Origin of the sequence: Streptomyces pseudogriseolus (assembly GCA_002154585.1) — a bacterium.
In the GTDB taxonomy this organism is placed as follows: Bacteria; Actinomycetota; Actinomycetes; order Streptomycetales; family Streptomycetaceae; genus Streptomyces; species Streptomyces pseudogriseolus.
The window spans coordinates 1-14,587 of the sequence record MUNG01000007.1; the positions used below are offsets into that span (position 1 = coordinate 1).

Genomic DNA, 14,587 nt, shown 5'->3' on the forward strand with positions numbered 1-14,587 from the left:
GCCCCCTGGGCCGCGGCCCGGCCACCCCACGGGACGGGGAACCCCTCACCGGGGCGGAGCCGGGCCCGCAGGCCGCGTCCGCGGACGAGGCCGGGCCCTGCGACACGCCGGCGGCGCCGACCGGAGCCCCTGACGTGGGTGCGCCCGACGACCCTCCCGTTGCCGCGCCGGCGGCGCCCATTGAGGGGCCTGTCGGCGAGGGCCCGGTGCGCGGGTCGGTGTCGGCTGCCGTGCGCCCGGACCCGGTCGCCGCCCGGCCCGGGCTGGCCGGCCCCGAGGGCGCCTCGCGCGCCGAGGAGCGTGCCCGCGGGGGTGGACAGGGGCGGGAGGTGCCCCAGGGGGGTGCGCAGCCGGCCGTGTCCTCGGGGGCCGAGGATGTCGAGGGCGCCGGGGACGGGCGGTTCAAGGTTCGGTTGGCGAACTTCGAGGGGCCGTTCGATCTGCTGTTGCAGTTGATCGCCAAGCACAAGTTGGACGTCACCGAGGTCGCGTTGTCCAAGGTGACGGACGAGTTCATGGCGTACATCCGGGCGCTCGGACCCGACTGGGACCTGGACGAGACGACCGAGTTCCTCGTCGTCGCCGCCACGCTGCTCGACCTCAAGGCGGCCCGGCTGCTGCCCGCCGCCGAGGTGGAGGACGAGGCCGACCTCGCCCTGCTGGAGGCGCGCGACCTGCTGTTCGCGCGGCTGTTGCAGTACCGCGCGTACAAGCAGATCGCCGACATCTTCAGCCGCAGGCTGGACGACGAGGCGCGCCGGTTCCCCCGTACCGTCGGTCTTGAGCCGCATCACGCGGAGCTGCTGCCGGACGTGGTCATCAGCATCGGGCCCGAGGGGTTCGCCAGGCTCGCGGTCAAGGCCATGCAGCCCAAGCCCAAGCCGCAGGTGTACGTGGACCACATCCACGCCCCGCTGGTCAGCGTGCAGGAGCAGGCCGGGATCGTCGTGGCCCGGCTCAAGGAGCTGGGCGAGGCCAGTTTCCGGGCGCTGGTGGAGGACACCGACGACACCCTGACCGTCGTCGCCCGGTTCCTGGCCCTCCTCGAGCTGTATCGGGAGAAGGCCGTCGCCCTGGACCAGGAGACCGCGCTGGGCGAGCTGACCGTGCGCTGGACGGGCGGCGACGGGGACGCCGTACCCGCGGTCACCGACGAGTTCGACCGGCCGCCCGAGCCGCCCCAGGAGGAGAGGACACCGTGAGCGAGGACACGAGCGGCGCCCCGGCGGGGGCGAGCCAGGTGGCGGACCTGGACCTGAAGCCGGCGCTGGAGGCCGTGCTGATGGTCGTGGACGAGCCCGCGACCGAGGAGCACCTGGCGAAGATCCTGGAGCGCCCGCGCCGCCAGGTCGCCGACGCGCTGGCCGAGCTGGCGGACGAGTACACCGTCCAGGGCCGCGGCTTCGAGCTGCGCCGGGTCGCCGGCGGCTGGCGCTTCTACACCCGCCCCGAGTACGCCGCCGCCGTCGAGGGCTTCGTCCTGGACGGCCAGCAGGCCCGCCTCACCCAGGCCGCGCTGGAGACCCTCGCGGTCGTCGCGTACCGGCAGCCGGTCAGCCGCAGCAGGGTCTCCGCGGTGCGCGGGGTCAACTGTGACGGCGTGATGCGCACCCTCCTCCAGCGGGGTCTGATCGAGGAGGCGGGCACGGAACCCGAAACAGGTGCGATCCTGTACTCGACGACGAACTACTTCCTGGAGCGGATGGGCCTGCGCGGTCTGGACGAGCTCCCGGAGCTCGCGCCCTTCCTCCCGGAGGCGGAGGCGATCGAGGCCGAGACCCAGGAAGGGTTGCCGTCGTTCGATCCGGACGCCCCGGATTCCGAGGACGCAGACGACAAGACGGAACTTTGATGCGAAGCAGCAGCGGCAGGAACAGCAGCGGAAACAACGGCGGGAGCCGTGGTGGCAACAGCGGCGGCCGCGGCGGGAGCGGCGGTGGCCGAGGCGGCCACCGCGGCGCCGGCACCAACCGCGACGACCGGCAGGGCGGTCGTCCGAAGAAGCCGCGCCCGGAGGAGCGGCGCTACGACGTGGGCCCCGGCGCCTCCCAGGAGGGCCCCAAGTCGGGCCGTGGGCCGACGGCCCGCGGCGGCGCCAAGGGCGGGCCGAGGAAGCCCCTGCAGCGGGGCCGCTCGGTCCCGGCGACGTCCCGCGAGTACGAGACGCGGGCCGAGGAGCGCAACCGGGAGCGGTACGCGGGCAAGAAGGACGTGAAGCTCCCGAAGACCTTCCCGGGCGCCGAGCAGGAGGGCGAACGGCTCCAGAAGGTGCTCGCCCGGGCCGGCTACGGCTCGCGGCGCGCCTGCGAGGAGCTGATCGAGCAGGCGCGGGTCGAGGTCAACGGCGAGATCGTGCTGGAGCAGGGCAAGCGGGTCGACCCGGAGAAGGACGAGGTCAAGGTCGACGGCCTGACCGTGGCGACGCAGTCGTACCAGTTCTTCTCGCTGAACAAGCCCGCCGGGGTGGTCTCCACCATGGAGGACCCGGAGGGCCGCCAGTGCCTCGGTGACTACGTCACCAACCGTGAGACCCGGCTCTTCCACGTCGGCCGGCTCGACACCGAGACCGAGGGCGTCATCCTGCTCACCAACCACGGCGAGCTGGCGCACCGGCTGACCCACCCGAAGTACGGGGTGAAGAAGACCTACCTTGCGCACATCGTCGGGCCCATCCCGCGCGACCTGGGCAAGCGGCTCAAGGACGGCATCCAGCTCGAGGACGGGTACGCCCGCGCCGACCACTTCCGGGTGGTGGAGCAGACCGGCAAGAACTACCTCGTCGAGGTGACCCTGCACGAGGGCCGCAAGCACATCGTGCGCCGCATGCTCGCGGAGGCCGGCTTCCCGGTCGACAAGCTGGTGCGCACCGCCTTCGGGCCGATCACCCTGGGCGACCAGAAGTCGGGCTGGCTGCGGCGGCTGTCGAACACCGAGGTCGGGATGCTGATGAAGGAGGTCGACCTGTAGGTCGCCTTCAAGGGCTTGCGCCCCGAGCCTCCACCCCCTTTAATAGTCGCACTGACTATTAAAGGGGGTGGAGGTCGTCGTGGACGGCTACGACAAGCACGCCTTCGAGCCCTTCGCCGTGACCGTCGACCTCGCCGTGTTCACGATCCGCGAGGGCGCGCTGCACGTCCTGCTCGTCGAACGCGGCCAGGAGCCGTACGCCGGCCGCTGGGCGCTGCCCGGGGGCTTCCTGCGGCCCGACGAGTCCGCGGAGCGCGCCGCCCGGCGTGAACTGGGCGAGGAGACCGGCCTGACGGACGTCACCGGCCTGCACCTGGAGCAGCTGCGCACCTACAGCGAGCCCGGCCGGGACCCCCGGATGCGCGTGGTGTCCGTCGCCTTCGCCGCCCTGCTGCCCGACGCCCCCGAGGCGCACGGCGGGGGCGACGCGGCCCAGGCCCGCTGGACCCCGTACGACGCGGCGCGGGAGCTGGCCTTCGACCACGACCGGATCCTCGCCGACGCGCGGGACAGGATCGGCGCGAAGCTCGAGTACACCGGACTCGCCACCGCCTTCTGCCCGCCGGAGTTCACCCTAGGGGAGCTCCAGCAGGTCTACGAGACCGTCTGGGGCACGACCCTGGACCGCCCCAACTTCCGGCGCAAGGTGCTCGCCACCCCCGGCTTCGTCGAGGCCGTCCCCGGCGCCGCGCGCCTCACCGGCGGCCGGGGCAAGCCCGCCGCGCTCTACCGCGCGGGCACCGCCGCCGCCCTCCATCCGCCGCTGCTCCGGCCCGTCCCGGAAGGACGTCCCGCATGACCACGACCGCCGTCACCAAGCGCGCCGCGACCGGAGCGCTCACCGGACTCGCCCTCGGGGACGCGCTGGGCTTCCCCACCGAGTTCAAGGACGTCCCCTCGATCCTCGCCACGTACGGCGACTGGCGTGACCTGGACCTGCCGAAGCCGGCGATCGTCACCGACGACACGCAGATGACGCTCGCGCTCGGGCGGGGCCTGCGCACCGCCATGGACCGGGGGACGCTCGGTCCGAAGCGCCTGGAGCGGCCGGTGCGCGAGGAGTTCGTGGAGTGGTGGCGCTCCCCGGAGAACAACCGCGCGCCCGGCAACACCTGCCTCAAGGCCTGCCAGTTGCTGTCCCGCGATGACCGGCCCTGGCAGGACGCGAGCCAGGTCCACTCCAAGGGCTGCGGCGCCAACATGCGCGTCGCCCCGATCGGCCTCGCCCCCGGCCTCACCGACGAACAGCGCGCGGGCGCGGCCCAGTTGCAGTCCGCCCTCACCCACGGCCACCCCACCGCGCTCGCCGCCTCCGACCTCACCGCGCACGCCGTACGGCTGCTGGCGGAAGGCGCCGAACCGGCCGGCCTGATCGGCCTGCTGCGCTCCTACGCCTACGACAACCGCACCCGCTACCACGAGTTCTGGCTCGGCGACCTGTGGACCCGCGCCCAGGATCCCAGCCCCGAGCACTTCATCGCGCGCGGCTGGGACGAGTGCCTGGAGATACTGGGCCGCCTCCAGGAGGCCGTACGCACCGTCTCCCCGGAGACCGACCCGTGCAGGGCCACCGGCGAGGGCTGGATCGCCGAGGAGGCACTGGCGACCGGCCTGCTCTGCTTCCTCCTCTTCGTCGACGAGCCCCTGACGGCCCTGCGCCGCGCCGCCTGCACCTCCGGCGACTCCGACTCCCTCGCCTGCCTCGCCGGGGCCTTCGCGGGCGCCTACCTGGGCGCGGGCGCCTGGCCCGCCGACTGGGCGGACCGCATCGAGTACCGCGACGAGCTGCTGGCCCTCGGCACGCTCTGGGACGCCTGAGCGATGACCGACGCCCGCGACCTCGACCTCGACCTGCGCCCGGTGATCGCGCAGCAGCCCGATCCGGTGCTGTTCGCCACCGTCTCCGGGGCGCACCTCTACGGCTTCCCGTCCCGCGACTCGGACGTGGACCTGCGCGGCGCCCACCTGCTGCCGGCCGCCGCCCTGGTCGGACTGCGCGAACCGGACGAGACCCGGTCCCGGATGTGGGAGCGGGACGGCGTCGAGATGGACCTGGTCACCCACGACGTGCGCAAGTTCGTCCGGCTGATGCTGCGGCGCAACGGCTACGTCCTCGAGCAGCTGCTCTCCCCGCTGGTCGTGCACACCACCGAGGCGCACCGGGAACTGGCCGCCCTCGCGCCCGGAGTGCTCACCAGCCACCACGCCCACCACTACCGGGGGTTCGCGGGCACCCAGTGGCGCCTGTTCGAGAAGACCGGCGAACTGAAGCCGCTGCTGTACACCTTCCGGGCGCTGCTCACCGGCATCCACCTGATGCGCACCGGTGAGGTCCAGGCGCACCTGCCCACACTGGCCGGGGAGGCGGGGGAGGCCCCGGCGTACCTGACGGAGCTGATCGACGCCAAGGCGGAGCGGGAGCACGGGGGCGCCGACGTCGACCGGGAGCGGGTGCGGGACGACGTGGAGCGGCTGCACGGGGTGCTGGATGCCGCGCAGGTGGCGTCAGGGCTGCCCGATGCGCCCGGTGGGCTCGACGCCCTGCACGACCTCCTCGTGCGGGTACGGCTCAAGGGCTGAGGCGCGGCGGGTGCGGATCAGGAAGTCCTCCACCCGCCGGCGGTCCGGTTCCTCCGGGAGCGGGGTATGGGCCGCCGCCTCCTCGGCCTCGGCTGCCAGGCGGTTCATACGGGTCTCCACCTCCGCCCACGGCACCTCGCCACGCTTCACCGCCAGCAGCTCCTCACGCCGGTCGCCCACGTCCACCGTGAGCACGCCCGTGCGCAGCAGGTCGCGGGCGCTGGTCAGGAGGCGGAGCAGGTGCATGGCGTGCTTCCAGCGCGGGGCGCCGTGGGTACGGACGTCGGCGTCCAGCTTGCGGCGCTGGCCGTGGGCGTACCGGACGAACGTGCCGTGGACCGCGCGGGACAGGAACGCGCCGCGCAGCGACAGCAGCTCGCGGCCGGTGGCGTCGGCGTGCTCCACCAGCGGGGAGTGCAGGCACTCCAGGACGTTGGGGTTGCCGCGCAGCGCCAGCTCGCAGAACCGCTCCAGCTCCCAGCTGAACTGCTCCTCCGCCGGTCCCTCGACATGCGTGGGCGGCTTCTCGAAACCCCAGAACAGGGGAGTGGGCGCCAGGAACACGCCCCGGAGGTCGGTGTCGCTGGACTCCGTGGCCAGACCGAAGGCGCGGGAGCCCATGACACAGGCGTAGATCGTGTGGTCCGTGACCAGGCTCTCGGGGCGCATGCCCGGCAGCGTACGCGGCGGATCACGCCCGGCGAATCGTGTTTCCGTCCACCGTGATCCGCTCCTCGGGCAGCGGCCGGGTCGCCGGGCCCCGCTCCACCGAGCCGTCGGCGACACGGAAGCGGCTGCCGTGACAGGGGCAGTCGATCGTGCCGTCCGCGACCTCGGAGACCAGGCACCTCTGGTGCGTGCAGACCGCCGAGAAGGCCTTGAACTCACCCTCCTCGGGCTGGGTGACCACGATCTCCTCCGCCTCGAGGATCCTGCCCCCGCCCACCGGCACGTCCGCCACCGGCAGCAGCTCCTGCCCGGGCGTCCCCTCGCCCTCCGCCGTGTCCGACGGCGTCCCGGCCCCGCCGTCCTCCGAGCCGCAGCCCACGGCCAGCGCCGCCGCGCCCGATGCGAGCAGGACGGTGCGCCGTGTCGCCCGTGTGGTCATCTCGTCACTCCCTGGATCGCTGTCGCCGCATCCTGACACCGCATACGGAACGAAGCCAGCAATACCGGCGAAACGTCACCCGGTGCGCATACCGGCCGTCTCAGCGGGCGGTCGCCCGGCACCGGCCCGGCCCGGAGCTGGCTACGCTGGACGACCGAACAGCCTTTACGCACGTCAGCAAGGGAGCATCGTCGTGGCGGTACGCGCGGTCCGGGGGGCCGTCCAGTTGGAGCGGGACGAGGCCGGACACATGGAGGAGCAGGTCGGGGCCCTGCTCACCGCCGTGCTGGAGCGCAACGAGCTCCACCCCGACGACCTGATCAGCATCTGGTTCACGGCCACCCCCGACCTGCACAGCGACTTCCCGGCCGCGGCGGCCCGCAAGCTGGGCATCGTCGACGTGCCCCTCATCTGCGCGCAGGAACTCGACATCGAGGGCGCCATGCCCCGCGTCGTCCGCCTCCTCGCGCACATCGAGTCCGACCGGCCCCGCTCCGACATCGCCCACGTCTACCTCGGCGCCGCGGCCGCCCTGCGCAAGGACATCGCCCAGTGAGAACCGCCCTCGTCATCGGCACCGGACTGATCGGCACCTCCGCCGCCCTCGCCCTGAACCGGCGGGGCGTCGCCGTCCACCTCGCCGACCACGACCCCGAGCAGGCCCGCACCGCCGCCGCCCTCGGCGCCGGCACCGACCAGGCGCCCGAAGGCCCGGTGGACCTGGCGATCGTCGCCGCCCCTCCCGCGCACGTCGCCGGCGTGCTCGCCGACGCGATGCGGCGCGGCCTCGCCCGCGGCTACATCGACGTCGCCAGCGTCAAGGGCGGCCCGCGCCGCGAACTCCAGGCGCGCGGCCTCGACCTCACCCCCTACCTCGGCACCCACCCCATGTCCGGCCGGGAGAAGTCCGGCCCGCTGGCCGCCACCGGCGACCTCTTCGAGGGCCGCCCCTGGGTGCTCACCCCCACCCGCGACACCGACACCGAGGTCCTCAACCTCGCCCTGGAACTGGTGTCGCACTGCCGTGCCGTGCCGGTCGTGATGGACGCCGACGCCCACGACCGCGCCGTGGCCCTCGTCTCCCACATGCCGCACCTGGTGTCCAGCCTGGTCGCCGCCCGCCTGGAGCACGCCGACGAGGCCGCCGTACGGCTCTGCGGCCAGGGCATCCGGGACGTAACCCGGATCGCCGCCTCCGATCCACGGATGTGGATCGACATCCTCTCCGCCAACCCCGGCCCCGTCGCCGACCTGCTCACCGATGTCGCCGCGGACCTGGAGGAGACCGTCCGCGCCCTGCGCGCACTGCAGTCCTCCGACGAGGACGAGCGCCGCAAGGGCGGCACCGGCATCGAGGACGTGCTGCGCCGCGGCAACGCCGGCCAGGTCCGCGTCCCCGGCAAGCACGGCTCCGCCCCGCGCGTCTACGAGACCGTCACGGTCCTCATCGACGACCAGCCCGGCCAGCTCGCCCGCATCTTCGCCGACGCCGAGCGCGCCGGGGTCAACGTCGAGGACGTCCGCATCGAGCACGCCACCGGACAGCAGGCCGGTCTCATCCAGCTCATGGTCGAACCCAAGGCCGCCCCGGTCCTCACGGCCGCGCTGCGTGACCGGGGCTGGGCGATCCGGCAGTGACACCCGTCTCCCCGCCCGTCCCCCCGGGCGGGAGAGGGCGTCCGCATGTCGGAGGGGTTCCCGGGAGCCAGTAATCTGGTGCGGGGCGTGTCCACGCCCCGCACACCCCACCCCACCGCACCAGGAAGGTGTTCCTCCGTGGAAAACGGCGCCGCCAAGCCCGTGATCGTCGCCATCGACGGTCCCTCCGGCACGGGCAAGTCGAGCACGTCGAAGGCCGTGGCGGCGCAGCTCGGGCTGAGCTACCTGGACACCGGCGCCCAGTACCGGGCGATCACCTGGTGGATGGTGACCAACGGCATCGACACGGCGGACCCCCCCGCGATCGCCGCCGCGGCCGCCAAGCCCGAGATCCTCTCCGGCACCGACCCCGAGAACCCGACGATCACCGTCGACGGCGTGGACGTGGCCGGACCGATCCGCGAGCAGGACGTCACCGCCAAGGTCAGCGCCGTCAGCGCGGTACCCGAGGTGCGCGCCAGGATCACGGAGCTCCAGCGCGCCATCGCCGCCTCCGCCGTCACCGGCATCGTCGTCGAGGGCCGCGACATCGGCACCACCGTGCTCCCGGACGCCGACCTGAAGATCTTCCTCACCGCCTCCCCGGAGGCCCGCGCCGCCCGCCGCAGCGGCGAACTCAAGGGCGCCGACCTGCACACCACCCGCGAAGCCCTGATCAGGCGGGACGCGGCCGACTCCAGCCGCAAGACCTCCCCGCTGGCCAAGGCCGGCGACGCGGTCGAGGTGGACACCACCGAGCTGACCCTCCAGCAGGTCGTCGAGTGCGTCGTCACCCTCGTCGAGGAGAAGCGGGCGGGGAAGTGACCGACGTTCCCTCGACGCGGGGCGCCGAGGTCGGGCGGCGCATCGGCGTCGGCCTGATGTACGGGCTGTGGAAGCCGCGGGTGCTGGGCTCCTGGCGGGTCCCCGCGGCCGGCCCGGTGATCCTCGCCGTCAACCACGCCCACAACATCGACGGGCCCATGGTCATGGGCGTGGCGCCCCGGCCGACGCACTTCCTGATCAAGAAGGAGGCGTTCGTCGGCCCGCTCGACCCGTTCCTGACCGGCATCGGCCAGGTCAAGGTCGACCGGCACTCCACCGACCGCACCGCGATCGCGCGGGCGCTGGGCGTGCTGGAGCAGGGCGGCGTCCTCGGCATCTTCCCCGAGGGCACCCGCGGCGAGGGCGACTTCGCCTCGATCCGCGCCGGGCTCGCGTACTTCGCGGTGCGCGGCGGGGCGCCGATCGTGCCGGTCGCCGTCCTGGGAAGTTCCGACCGGCCCGGCCGGTTGATAAAGGCACTGCCCCCGCTGCGCTCCCGTGTCGACGTCGTCTTCGGCGACCCGTTCGACGCCGGCGACGGGAGCGGGAGACGTACGCGCAAGGCGCTGGACGAGGCGACGGCACGCATCCAGAAGCAGCTCACCGCTCACCTGGAGAACGCCAGGCGCCTCACCGGCCGCTGAGCGACACTTCCAGTAGTGGATCTCCGCCCCGCGGGGCTCCACCGATCACCACGATGAACGACGAGGTACGGACTTCATGAACGACCACATCGAGCCCGGCGGCTCGGACGCGCACGACGCTGCGCACGAGCACGATCACGGGGCGCTGGGCGATGCCGAGTTCGCGGAGTTCATGGAGCTCGCCGCGGAGGAGGGCTTCGACCTCGAGGACGTGGAGGGCGCCATCGAGGCGGCGGGCCACGGCCCGCTCCCGGTGCTCGCCGTCGTCGGCCGCCCCAATGTCGGCAAGTCGACCCTGGTGAACCGCATCATCGGCCGCCGTGAGGCCGTCGTCGAGGACAAGCCGGGCGTCACCCGCGACCGCGTCACCTACGAGGCCGAGTGGGCGGGCCGCCGCTTCAAGGTCGTCGACACCGGCGGCTGGGAGCAGGACGTCCTCGGCATCGACGCCTCGGTCGCCGCCCAGGCCGAGTACGCCATCGACGCCGCCGACGCGGTCGTCTTCGTGGTGGACGCCAAGGTCGGCGCCACCGACACCGACGAGGCCGTCGTGCGTCTGCTGCGCAAGGCGGGCAAGCCGGTCGTGCTGTGCGCCAACAAGGTGGACGGCCCGAGCGGCGAGGCCGATGCGGCCTACCTGTGGTCCCTGGGCCTGGGCGAGCCGTACCCGGTCTCCGCGCTGCACGGACGCGGCACCGGCGACATGCTGGACCAGGTCCTCGAGGTGCTGCCCGAGGCGCCCGCGCAGACCTTCGGCACGGCCGTCGGCGGGCCGCGCCGCGTCGCCCTGATCGGCCGGCCCAACGTCGGCAAGTCCTCGCTGCTGAACAAGGTCGCGGGGGAGGAGCGGGTCGTCGTCAACGAACTCGCCGGCACCACCCGTGACCCGGTCGACGAGATGATCGAACTCGGCGGCAAGACCTGGAAGTTCGTCGACACGGCGGGCATCCGCAAGCGGGTCCACCTCCAGCAGGGCGCCGACTACTACGCCTCGCTGCGCACCGCCGCGGCCGTCGAGAAGGCGGAGGTGGCCGTCGTCCTCATCGACGCCGCCGACTCCATCTCGGTGCAGGACCAGCGGATCGTCACCATGGCCGTCGAGGCGGGCCGCGCCCTCGTCCTCGCCTACAACAAGTGGGACACCCTCGACGAGGAGCGCCGCTACTACCTGGAGCGGGAGATCGAGACGGAGCTCGGCCAGGTCGCCTGGGCGCCTCGGGTCAACGTCTCGGCGCGCACCGGCCGCCACATGGAGAAGCTCGTCCCGGCGATCGAGACGGCGCTGGCCGGCTGGGAGACCCGGGTCCCCACGGGCCGCCTGAACGCCTTCCTCGGCGAGCTGGTCGCCGCCCACCCGCACCCCGTGCGGGGCGGCAAGCAGCCGCGCATCCTGTTCGGCACCCAGGCCGGCACCCGGCCGCCCCGCTTCGTGCTGTTCGCCTCCGGCTTCATCGAGGCGGGCTACCGGCGCTTCATCGAGCGCCGGCTGCGCGAGGAGTTCGGCTTCGAGGGCACGCCCATCCACATCTCGGTGCGGGTGCGGGAGAAGCGCGGGCGGAAGAAGTAGCCGTCCGCGGCCCGACGTGACGAAGGGGCGGTCCCGCTGCCGGGACCGCCCCTTCGCCGTGTCCGGTCAGGTGCCGCTGCGGGGGGCCGGGGGCAGCCCGGCCGGCACATGGTGCATCTCGTTCGTCCCGCGGCCCACCGCGCCCACGCGCTGCCACTGCGGCGGCTCCACGGCGGACCGCACGAGGGACGCGCCGAACGACCCGGGACTGTGTTCCCGGTACCCGCCCGTACTGTGCGGGATGTTGCCGAAGCCGGTGAAGCCCCAGTCCTCCTCACCGCTGCGGTCACCCGGCAGCGTCCGGAAGGACTTGACGTACTCGGCGTAGAGGGCGTCGTAGATCGGCGTGGCCGAGTGGCCGCTCCGGGAGTCCTGCGCCGGGCGCACGGGCACGGGAACCGAGGCGAGGGACTGGCGGCGGGGAGCGTCATATGCGTGCACGTATCTCCAAACGACCCCGCCCCACAAGGGATGCGGCCCCCCGCCAGTTTTCGCAGGCAGCACCCCTCAGGGGCGCGGGGATCTGCGCGCCCGACCCCCACCGGCGGCCGGCCGACGCACCACAGGAAGCGACCCGTCTCAGATCCCCGCCAGCGGCAACGCCGCCCCCACCAGCTTCCCCCCGGCCGCGGCCTTGTCCAACGCATCCCGCATCAGATCCTCCCGCGGCTGCCGCCCGATGGACCCCACCGGCGCGGCGAACATCAGCACCTGCTGATGCTTGTTCGCCGCCGCCCGCCACCCGTCGGTGACCTGAAGCGGCTGGTGCGCCTGCCACCACGCCACCGGTCGCCCGCCGCTCGGGTTCGGCTGGAGCACGGCGTGCAGCTGCCCCGCCGCGAGCAGCACCGACCACCCGTGCAGCACCGGCGGCACGGCGGCCAGCTCCGTGAGCGGCATGAAGCCCTGCTCGATCAGCAGCGGCAGGAAGTCGTCGCCGGAGCCGAACGTGCCGGGCCGGGCGACCGGGGCGGTCGGCTCGACCACCAGGGCGGGGTGCAGCTCGCCCTGGATCAGCACCAGCCCGCTGGTCACCCCCAGCACGGCCTGCTCGGGCACGAGGTCGGCGGGCTGCTGCGGCTGCCGGACGTCCTGCGCCTGCCCGCCGTACTGCGGCTGATGCCCCTGCGGAACCTGCTGCTGCGACTCCGCGCCCCCGGCGCCGATGGACCGCACGGCTCCCTGGAGCTGTTCCTCGGTGACCTGGACGACCTGCGAAGGCAGGCAGGTGGCGTGGGCGAAGGCGAGCACGGCGGTCTCGTCGCCGATGAACAGGACGGTGCTGGTGCGCTCCTGCTCCGAGTCGCCCGGGGTACGGCAGGAGGTGCAGTCGTAACTGCCCGGGGCGGACTCTCCGGCGAGCAGGCGGGCTGCTTCTTCGTCGCCGATCTCGGCGCGTACCTCGTCGCTGACGTCGAGCATGCGCGGCACGGGTGGCTCCCTCGGGATGCGGTGCGTGGCGAGGCCGGGTGGCTCCCGGCCCGTGGTCCGGGTGGGTCCCCGGCTCATGAAGAAGACAACGGGCGATCTGTGGCGGGAGTCACGCCTTACGGCGAACGGAATCGAACCATCCAGCGCGCAGGGTCACCGTCGGTGCGGAATCCGGCACTCAACGTCAACTCGCCGCGAGCGCAAGGGGTTTGACGGGGTGAGGTGCCTCACGGTTTGCTCCGCGTCATGGTCGACAAATCCGGAAATCGCGCAATGAAGTGGGTGGCCGAAAATCGCCGATACCCAGGGTAAGTCTCAACTGGCCAGGCACGACGGGCCGTTGGTTGATCCCGGTACCCGCGGCTCCTTACATTCCTCCGCCGGGTGCAACGAGCACCGCTCGGGTACGTCCGCCGACCGCACCACACGCACCACCGATGTGTCACGACGCATCACCCCGACGGCGGACGGGGCGGCCGCGGCCCGCGCGTCCCATGACGCGCGGGCGGCGCACCGCCCGGGGGAGCCCGGGTCCTCGGGGAAGGATCTCCATGTCCGCATGTGCCGACAACTCCCGTCGTGACGCCCGCAGGGTCCGCCCGGCGGCCGTCCTGGCCGGCGCGGTCCTGCTCGCACCGCTCGGACTGCTCGCCGCCGCAGGCGGCGCCGCGGCCGCGGACGACGGGGTGTGGGACCGCATCGCCCAGTGCGAGAGCGGCGGCGACTGGCACATCAATACCGGCAACGGCTACTACGGCGGGCTCCAGTTCTCCGCCTCCACCTGGCGCGCCTTCGGCGGCACCGTGTACGCCCCGACGGCCGACCGGGCGAGCAAGGCCCAGCAGATCGAGATCGCCGCCAAGGTCCAGCGCGCGCAGGGCTGGAACGCCTGGCCCACCTGCGGCACCCGCGCCGGGGCGTCCGGCCCCGCCCCCGCCGCGGACCCGGCCCCCGCGCGGGAGGCCGAGCAGAAGCCGGCCGCGACGGAGCGGAGCACGGCGCAGGCCGCCCCCGGGCGCCCGTCCGAGCGTCACCCTGACCGGGGCGCCTCCCGCGGCGACCACGTCGTCCGCCCCGGCGACACCCTGAGCGGGATCGCCGCCCGGTACGGGACGGACTGGCGGCGGCTGTACGCGGCCAACCGGGACGTCATCGGCGACGATCCCGACGTGATCGTGCCCGGGCAGCGGCTCGACATCTGAGGCGCCCCCTCGCCCGGGCGCACGGGTCCCTCCGGCTGTCCGCCGGAGGGACCCCCGGCCGTCCGGCCCGCCATGTGACGAAAATGCGCACTTCTTGTGCACATCGGTTTCACGAGCCGACCGCAGCCGTCCGGGAATGCGCCGACGAGCCGCTCCCGAATACCTCACGCGACACAATTCTTTCGGGGTTTGCCGGGTCGGCGACGCGGTACCCGAGAATTCCCTCGTTAATGTGGTGCGGGCGCCACGGAACCGCTCTTTCGGGTGACCGCCGCCCGTACCGCGCCGTCGTGATCCTGTGACACAAGTGTGACCGCGGACGGTCCGGACCTCGGCTTCCGCCTCGACTTCGGTGGGGACTTCCCCGTTTCCGGGCCAGGGCATAGCGTGGCCGCATGGCACCCATTCCGACACCCCCCACGGAACCCAGCGACAGCCCGGACGCCTATGTCGGCCTCGCCGCCGACCGGGCCGAGCACCTCGCGCGTGAGCGCGGCTGGTCCTCGGTACGGGCCCTGGCGCCGGGGACGATCGTCACCATGGAGTACCGCGTGGGCCGGCTGAACTTCGAGGTGAGGGACGGCCGGGTGGCGCGGGCCTGGAAGGGCTGAGACACGTCGACGGC

17 protein-coding genes are annotated in these 14,587 nt (G+C 73.1%); 13 read left to right on the top strand and 4 right to left on the bottom strand.

Annotated elements, in window-relative coordinates:
- The first annotated feature begins 206 nt into the window (after nucleotides 1-206).
- The 6 genes from CCN29_RS00855 (at nucleotide 207) to CCN29_RS00880 (ending at nucleotide 5,547) form a co-directional block, all read left to right on the top strand.
- Nucleotides 207-1,202: a segregation and condensation protein A gene (locus CCN29_RS00855; protein WP_086679531.1), complete on the top strand. Its 996-nt coding sequence runs from the start codon at nucleotides 207-209 to the stop codon at nucleotides 1,200-1,202.
- Nucleotides 1,199-1,852: an SMC-Scp complex subunit ScpB gene (gene scpB / locus CCN29_RS00860; RefSeq protein ID WP_086679533.1), complete on the top strand. Its 654-nt coding sequence runs from the start codon at nucleotides 1,199-1,201 to the stop codon at nucleotides 1,850-1,852. The genes CCN29_RS00855 and scpB overlap by 4 nt, the downstream gene beginning before the upstream one ends.
- Nucleotides 1,852-2,967 carry a pseudouridine synthase gene (locus CCN29_RS00865; RefSeq protein ID WP_031021727.1) on the top strand — a complete coding sequence of 372 codons (1,116 nt, stop codon included), beginning with the start codon at nucleotides 1,852-1,854 and terminating at the stop codon, nucleotides 2,965-2,967. Before scpB ends, CCN29_RS00865 begins: the two co-directional genes overlap by 1 nt.
- 79 nt (nucleotides 2,968-3,046) lie before the next feature.
- Nucleotides 3,047-3,766 (top strand): NUDIX hydrolase, encoded by a 720-nt coding sequence (locus tag CCN29_RS00870; RefSeq protein ID WP_031063906.1) that lies wholly within the window; start codon nucleotides 3,047-3,049, stop codon nucleotides 3,764-3,766.
- A complete protein-coding gene (locus CCN29_RS00875; protein ID WP_006131526.1) occupies nucleotides 3,763-4,785 on the top strand; it encodes an ADP-ribosylglycohydrolase family protein in 1,023 nt (340 codons plus the stop codon). The genes CCN29_RS00870 and CCN29_RS00875 overlap by 4 nt, the downstream gene beginning before the upstream one ends.
- Nucleotides 4,786-4,788: 3 nt before the next feature.
- On the top strand, nucleotides 4,789-5,547 hold the full coding sequence (locus CCN29_RS00880; RefSeq protein ID WP_086679535.1) for a nucleotidyltransferase domain-containing protein: 759 nt from the start codon (nucleotides 4,789-4,791) through the stop codon (nucleotides 5,545-5,547).
- Here CCN29_RS00880 and CCN29_RS00885 read toward each other — a convergent pair.
- Together CCN29_RS00885 and CCN29_RS00890 are read right to left on the bottom strand one after the other, a co-directional pair.
- Nucleotides 5,473-6,216 carry a nucleotidyltransferase domain-containing protein gene (locus CCN29_RS00885; RefSeq protein ID WP_086679537.1) on the bottom strand — a complete coding sequence of 248 codons (744 nt, stop codon included), beginning with the start codon at nucleotides 6,214-6,216 and terminating at the stop codon, nucleotides 5,473-5,475. The two genes, CCN29_RS00880 and CCN29_RS00885, sit on opposite strands and share 75 nt — an antisense overlap.
- A gap of 22 nt (nucleotides 6,217-6,238) precedes the next feature.
- Complete coding sequence (locus CCN29_RS00890; RefSeq protein WP_086679539.1) at nucleotides 6,239-6,655, bottom strand: Rieske (2Fe-2S) protein; 417 nt, start codon at nucleotides 6,653-6,655, stop codon at nucleotides 6,239-6,241.
- A 193-nt stretch (nucleotides 6,656-6,848) separates the two neighbouring features.
- Between CCN29_RS00890 and aroH the strand changes: the two genes are divergently transcribed.
- From aroH to der, 5 genes are all read left to right on the top strand, one after another.
- Nucleotides 6,849-7,211: a chorismate mutase gene (gene aroH / locus CCN29_RS00895; RefSeq protein ID WP_006131522.1), complete on the top strand. Its 363-nt coding sequence runs from the start codon at nucleotides 6,849-6,851 to the stop codon at nucleotides 7,209-7,211.
- Entirely contained in the window at nucleotides 7,208-8,293 is a 1,086-nt protein-coding gene (locus CCN29_RS00900; protein ID WP_086679541.1) for a prephenate dehydrogenase, read from the top strand. The genes aroH and CCN29_RS00900 overlap by 4 nt, the downstream gene beginning before the upstream one ends.
- A 138-nt stretch (nucleotides 8,294-8,431) precedes the next feature.
- The gene (gene cmk / locus CCN29_RS00905) at nucleotides 8,432-9,118 is read left to right on the top strand and encodes a (d)CMP kinase (protein ID WP_086679543.1); all 687 of its coding nucleotides are present in this window, start codon (nucleotides 8,432-8,434) and stop codon (nucleotides 9,116-9,118) included.
- Nucleotides 9,115-9,762 (top strand): lysophospholipid acyltransferase family protein, encoded by a 648-nt coding sequence (locus tag CCN29_RS00910; protein WP_086679546.1) that lies wholly within the window; start codon nucleotides 9,115-9,117, stop codon nucleotides 9,760-9,762. The genes cmk and CCN29_RS00910 overlap by 4 nt, the downstream gene beginning before the upstream one ends.
- A 76-nt stretch (nucleotides 9,763-9,838) precedes the next feature.
- Nucleotides 9,839-11,329 (top strand): ribosome biogenesis GTPase Der, encoded by a 1,491-nt coding sequence (gene der / locus CCN29_RS00915; protein ID WP_086679548.1) that lies wholly within the window; start codon nucleotides 9,839-9,841, stop codon nucleotides 11,327-11,329.
- 66 nt (nucleotides 11,330-11,395) lie between these two features.
- On the opposite strand, the gene CCN29_RS00920 is transcribed toward der, so the two are convergent.
- Both CCN29_RS00920 and CCN29_RS00925 read right to left on the bottom strand, forming a co-directional pair.
- Nucleotides 11,396-11,770 (bottom strand): hypothetical protein, encoded by a 375-nt coding sequence (locus CCN29_RS00920; RefSeq protein ID WP_086679551.1) that lies wholly within the window; start codon nucleotides 11,768-11,770, stop codon nucleotides 11,396-11,398.
- A 138-nt stretch (nucleotides 11,771-11,908) separates the two neighbouring features.
- Complete coding sequence (locus CCN29_RS00925) at nucleotides 11,909-12,760, bottom strand: DUF8842 C-terminal domain-containing protein (RefSeq protein ID WP_006131514.1); 852 nt, start codon at nucleotides 12,758-12,760, stop codon at nucleotides 11,909-11,911.
- Between the two features lie 551 nt (nucleotides 12,761-13,311).
- Between CCN29_RS00925 and CCN29_RS00930 the strand changes: the two genes are divergently transcribed.
- A complete protein-coding gene (locus CCN29_RS00930; protein WP_086679554.1) occupies nucleotides 13,312-13,962 on the top strand; it encodes a LysM peptidoglycan-binding domain-containing protein in 651 nt (216 codons plus the stop codon).
- Between the two features lie 395 nt (nucleotides 13,963-14,357).
- Nucleotides 14,358-14,573 carry an I78 family peptidase inhibitor gene (locus CCN29_RS00935; protein WP_006131512.1) on the top strand — a complete coding sequence of 72 codons (216 nt, stop codon included), beginning with the start codon at nucleotides 14,358-14,360 and terminating at the stop codon, nucleotides 14,571-14,573.
- Nucleotides 14,574-14,587 lie beyond the last annotated feature (14 nt).

Excerpts from the sequence above, each read along its gene's own strand:
- CCN29_RS00865 (WP_031021727.1), top strand. The coding sequence starts at position 1,852 with ATGCGAAGCAGCAGCGGCAGGAACAGCAGCGGAAACAACGGCGGGAGC.
- CCN29_RS00875 (WP_006131526.1), top strand. The coding sequence starts at position 3,763 with ATGACCACGACCGCCGTCACCAAGCGCGCCGCGACCGGAGCGCTCACC.
- CCN29_RS00880 (WP_086679535.1), top strand. The coding sequence starts at position 4,789 with ATGACCGACGCCCGCGACCTCGACCTCGACCTGCGCCCGGTGATCGCG.
- CCN29_RS00885 (WP_086679537.1), bottom strand. The coding sequence starts at position 6,216 with ATGCGCCCCGAGAGCCTGGTCACGGACCACACGATCTACGCCTGTGTC.
- CCN29_RS00890 (WP_086679539.1), bottom strand. The coding sequence starts at position 6,655 with ATGACCACACGGGCGACACGGCGCACCGTCCTGCTCGCATCGGGCGCG.
- der (WP_086679548.1), top strand. The coding sequence starts at position 9,839 with ATGAACGACCACATCGAGCCCGGCGGCTCGGACGCGCACGACGCTGCG.
- CCN29_RS00930 (WP_086679554.1), top strand. The coding sequence starts at position 13,312 with ATGTCCGCATGTGCCGACAACTCCCGTCGTGACGCCCGCAGGGTCCGC.
- CCN29_RS00935 (WP_006131512.1), top strand. The coding sequence starts at position 14,358 with ATGGCACCCATTCCGACACCCCCCACGGAACCCAGCGACAGCCCGGAC.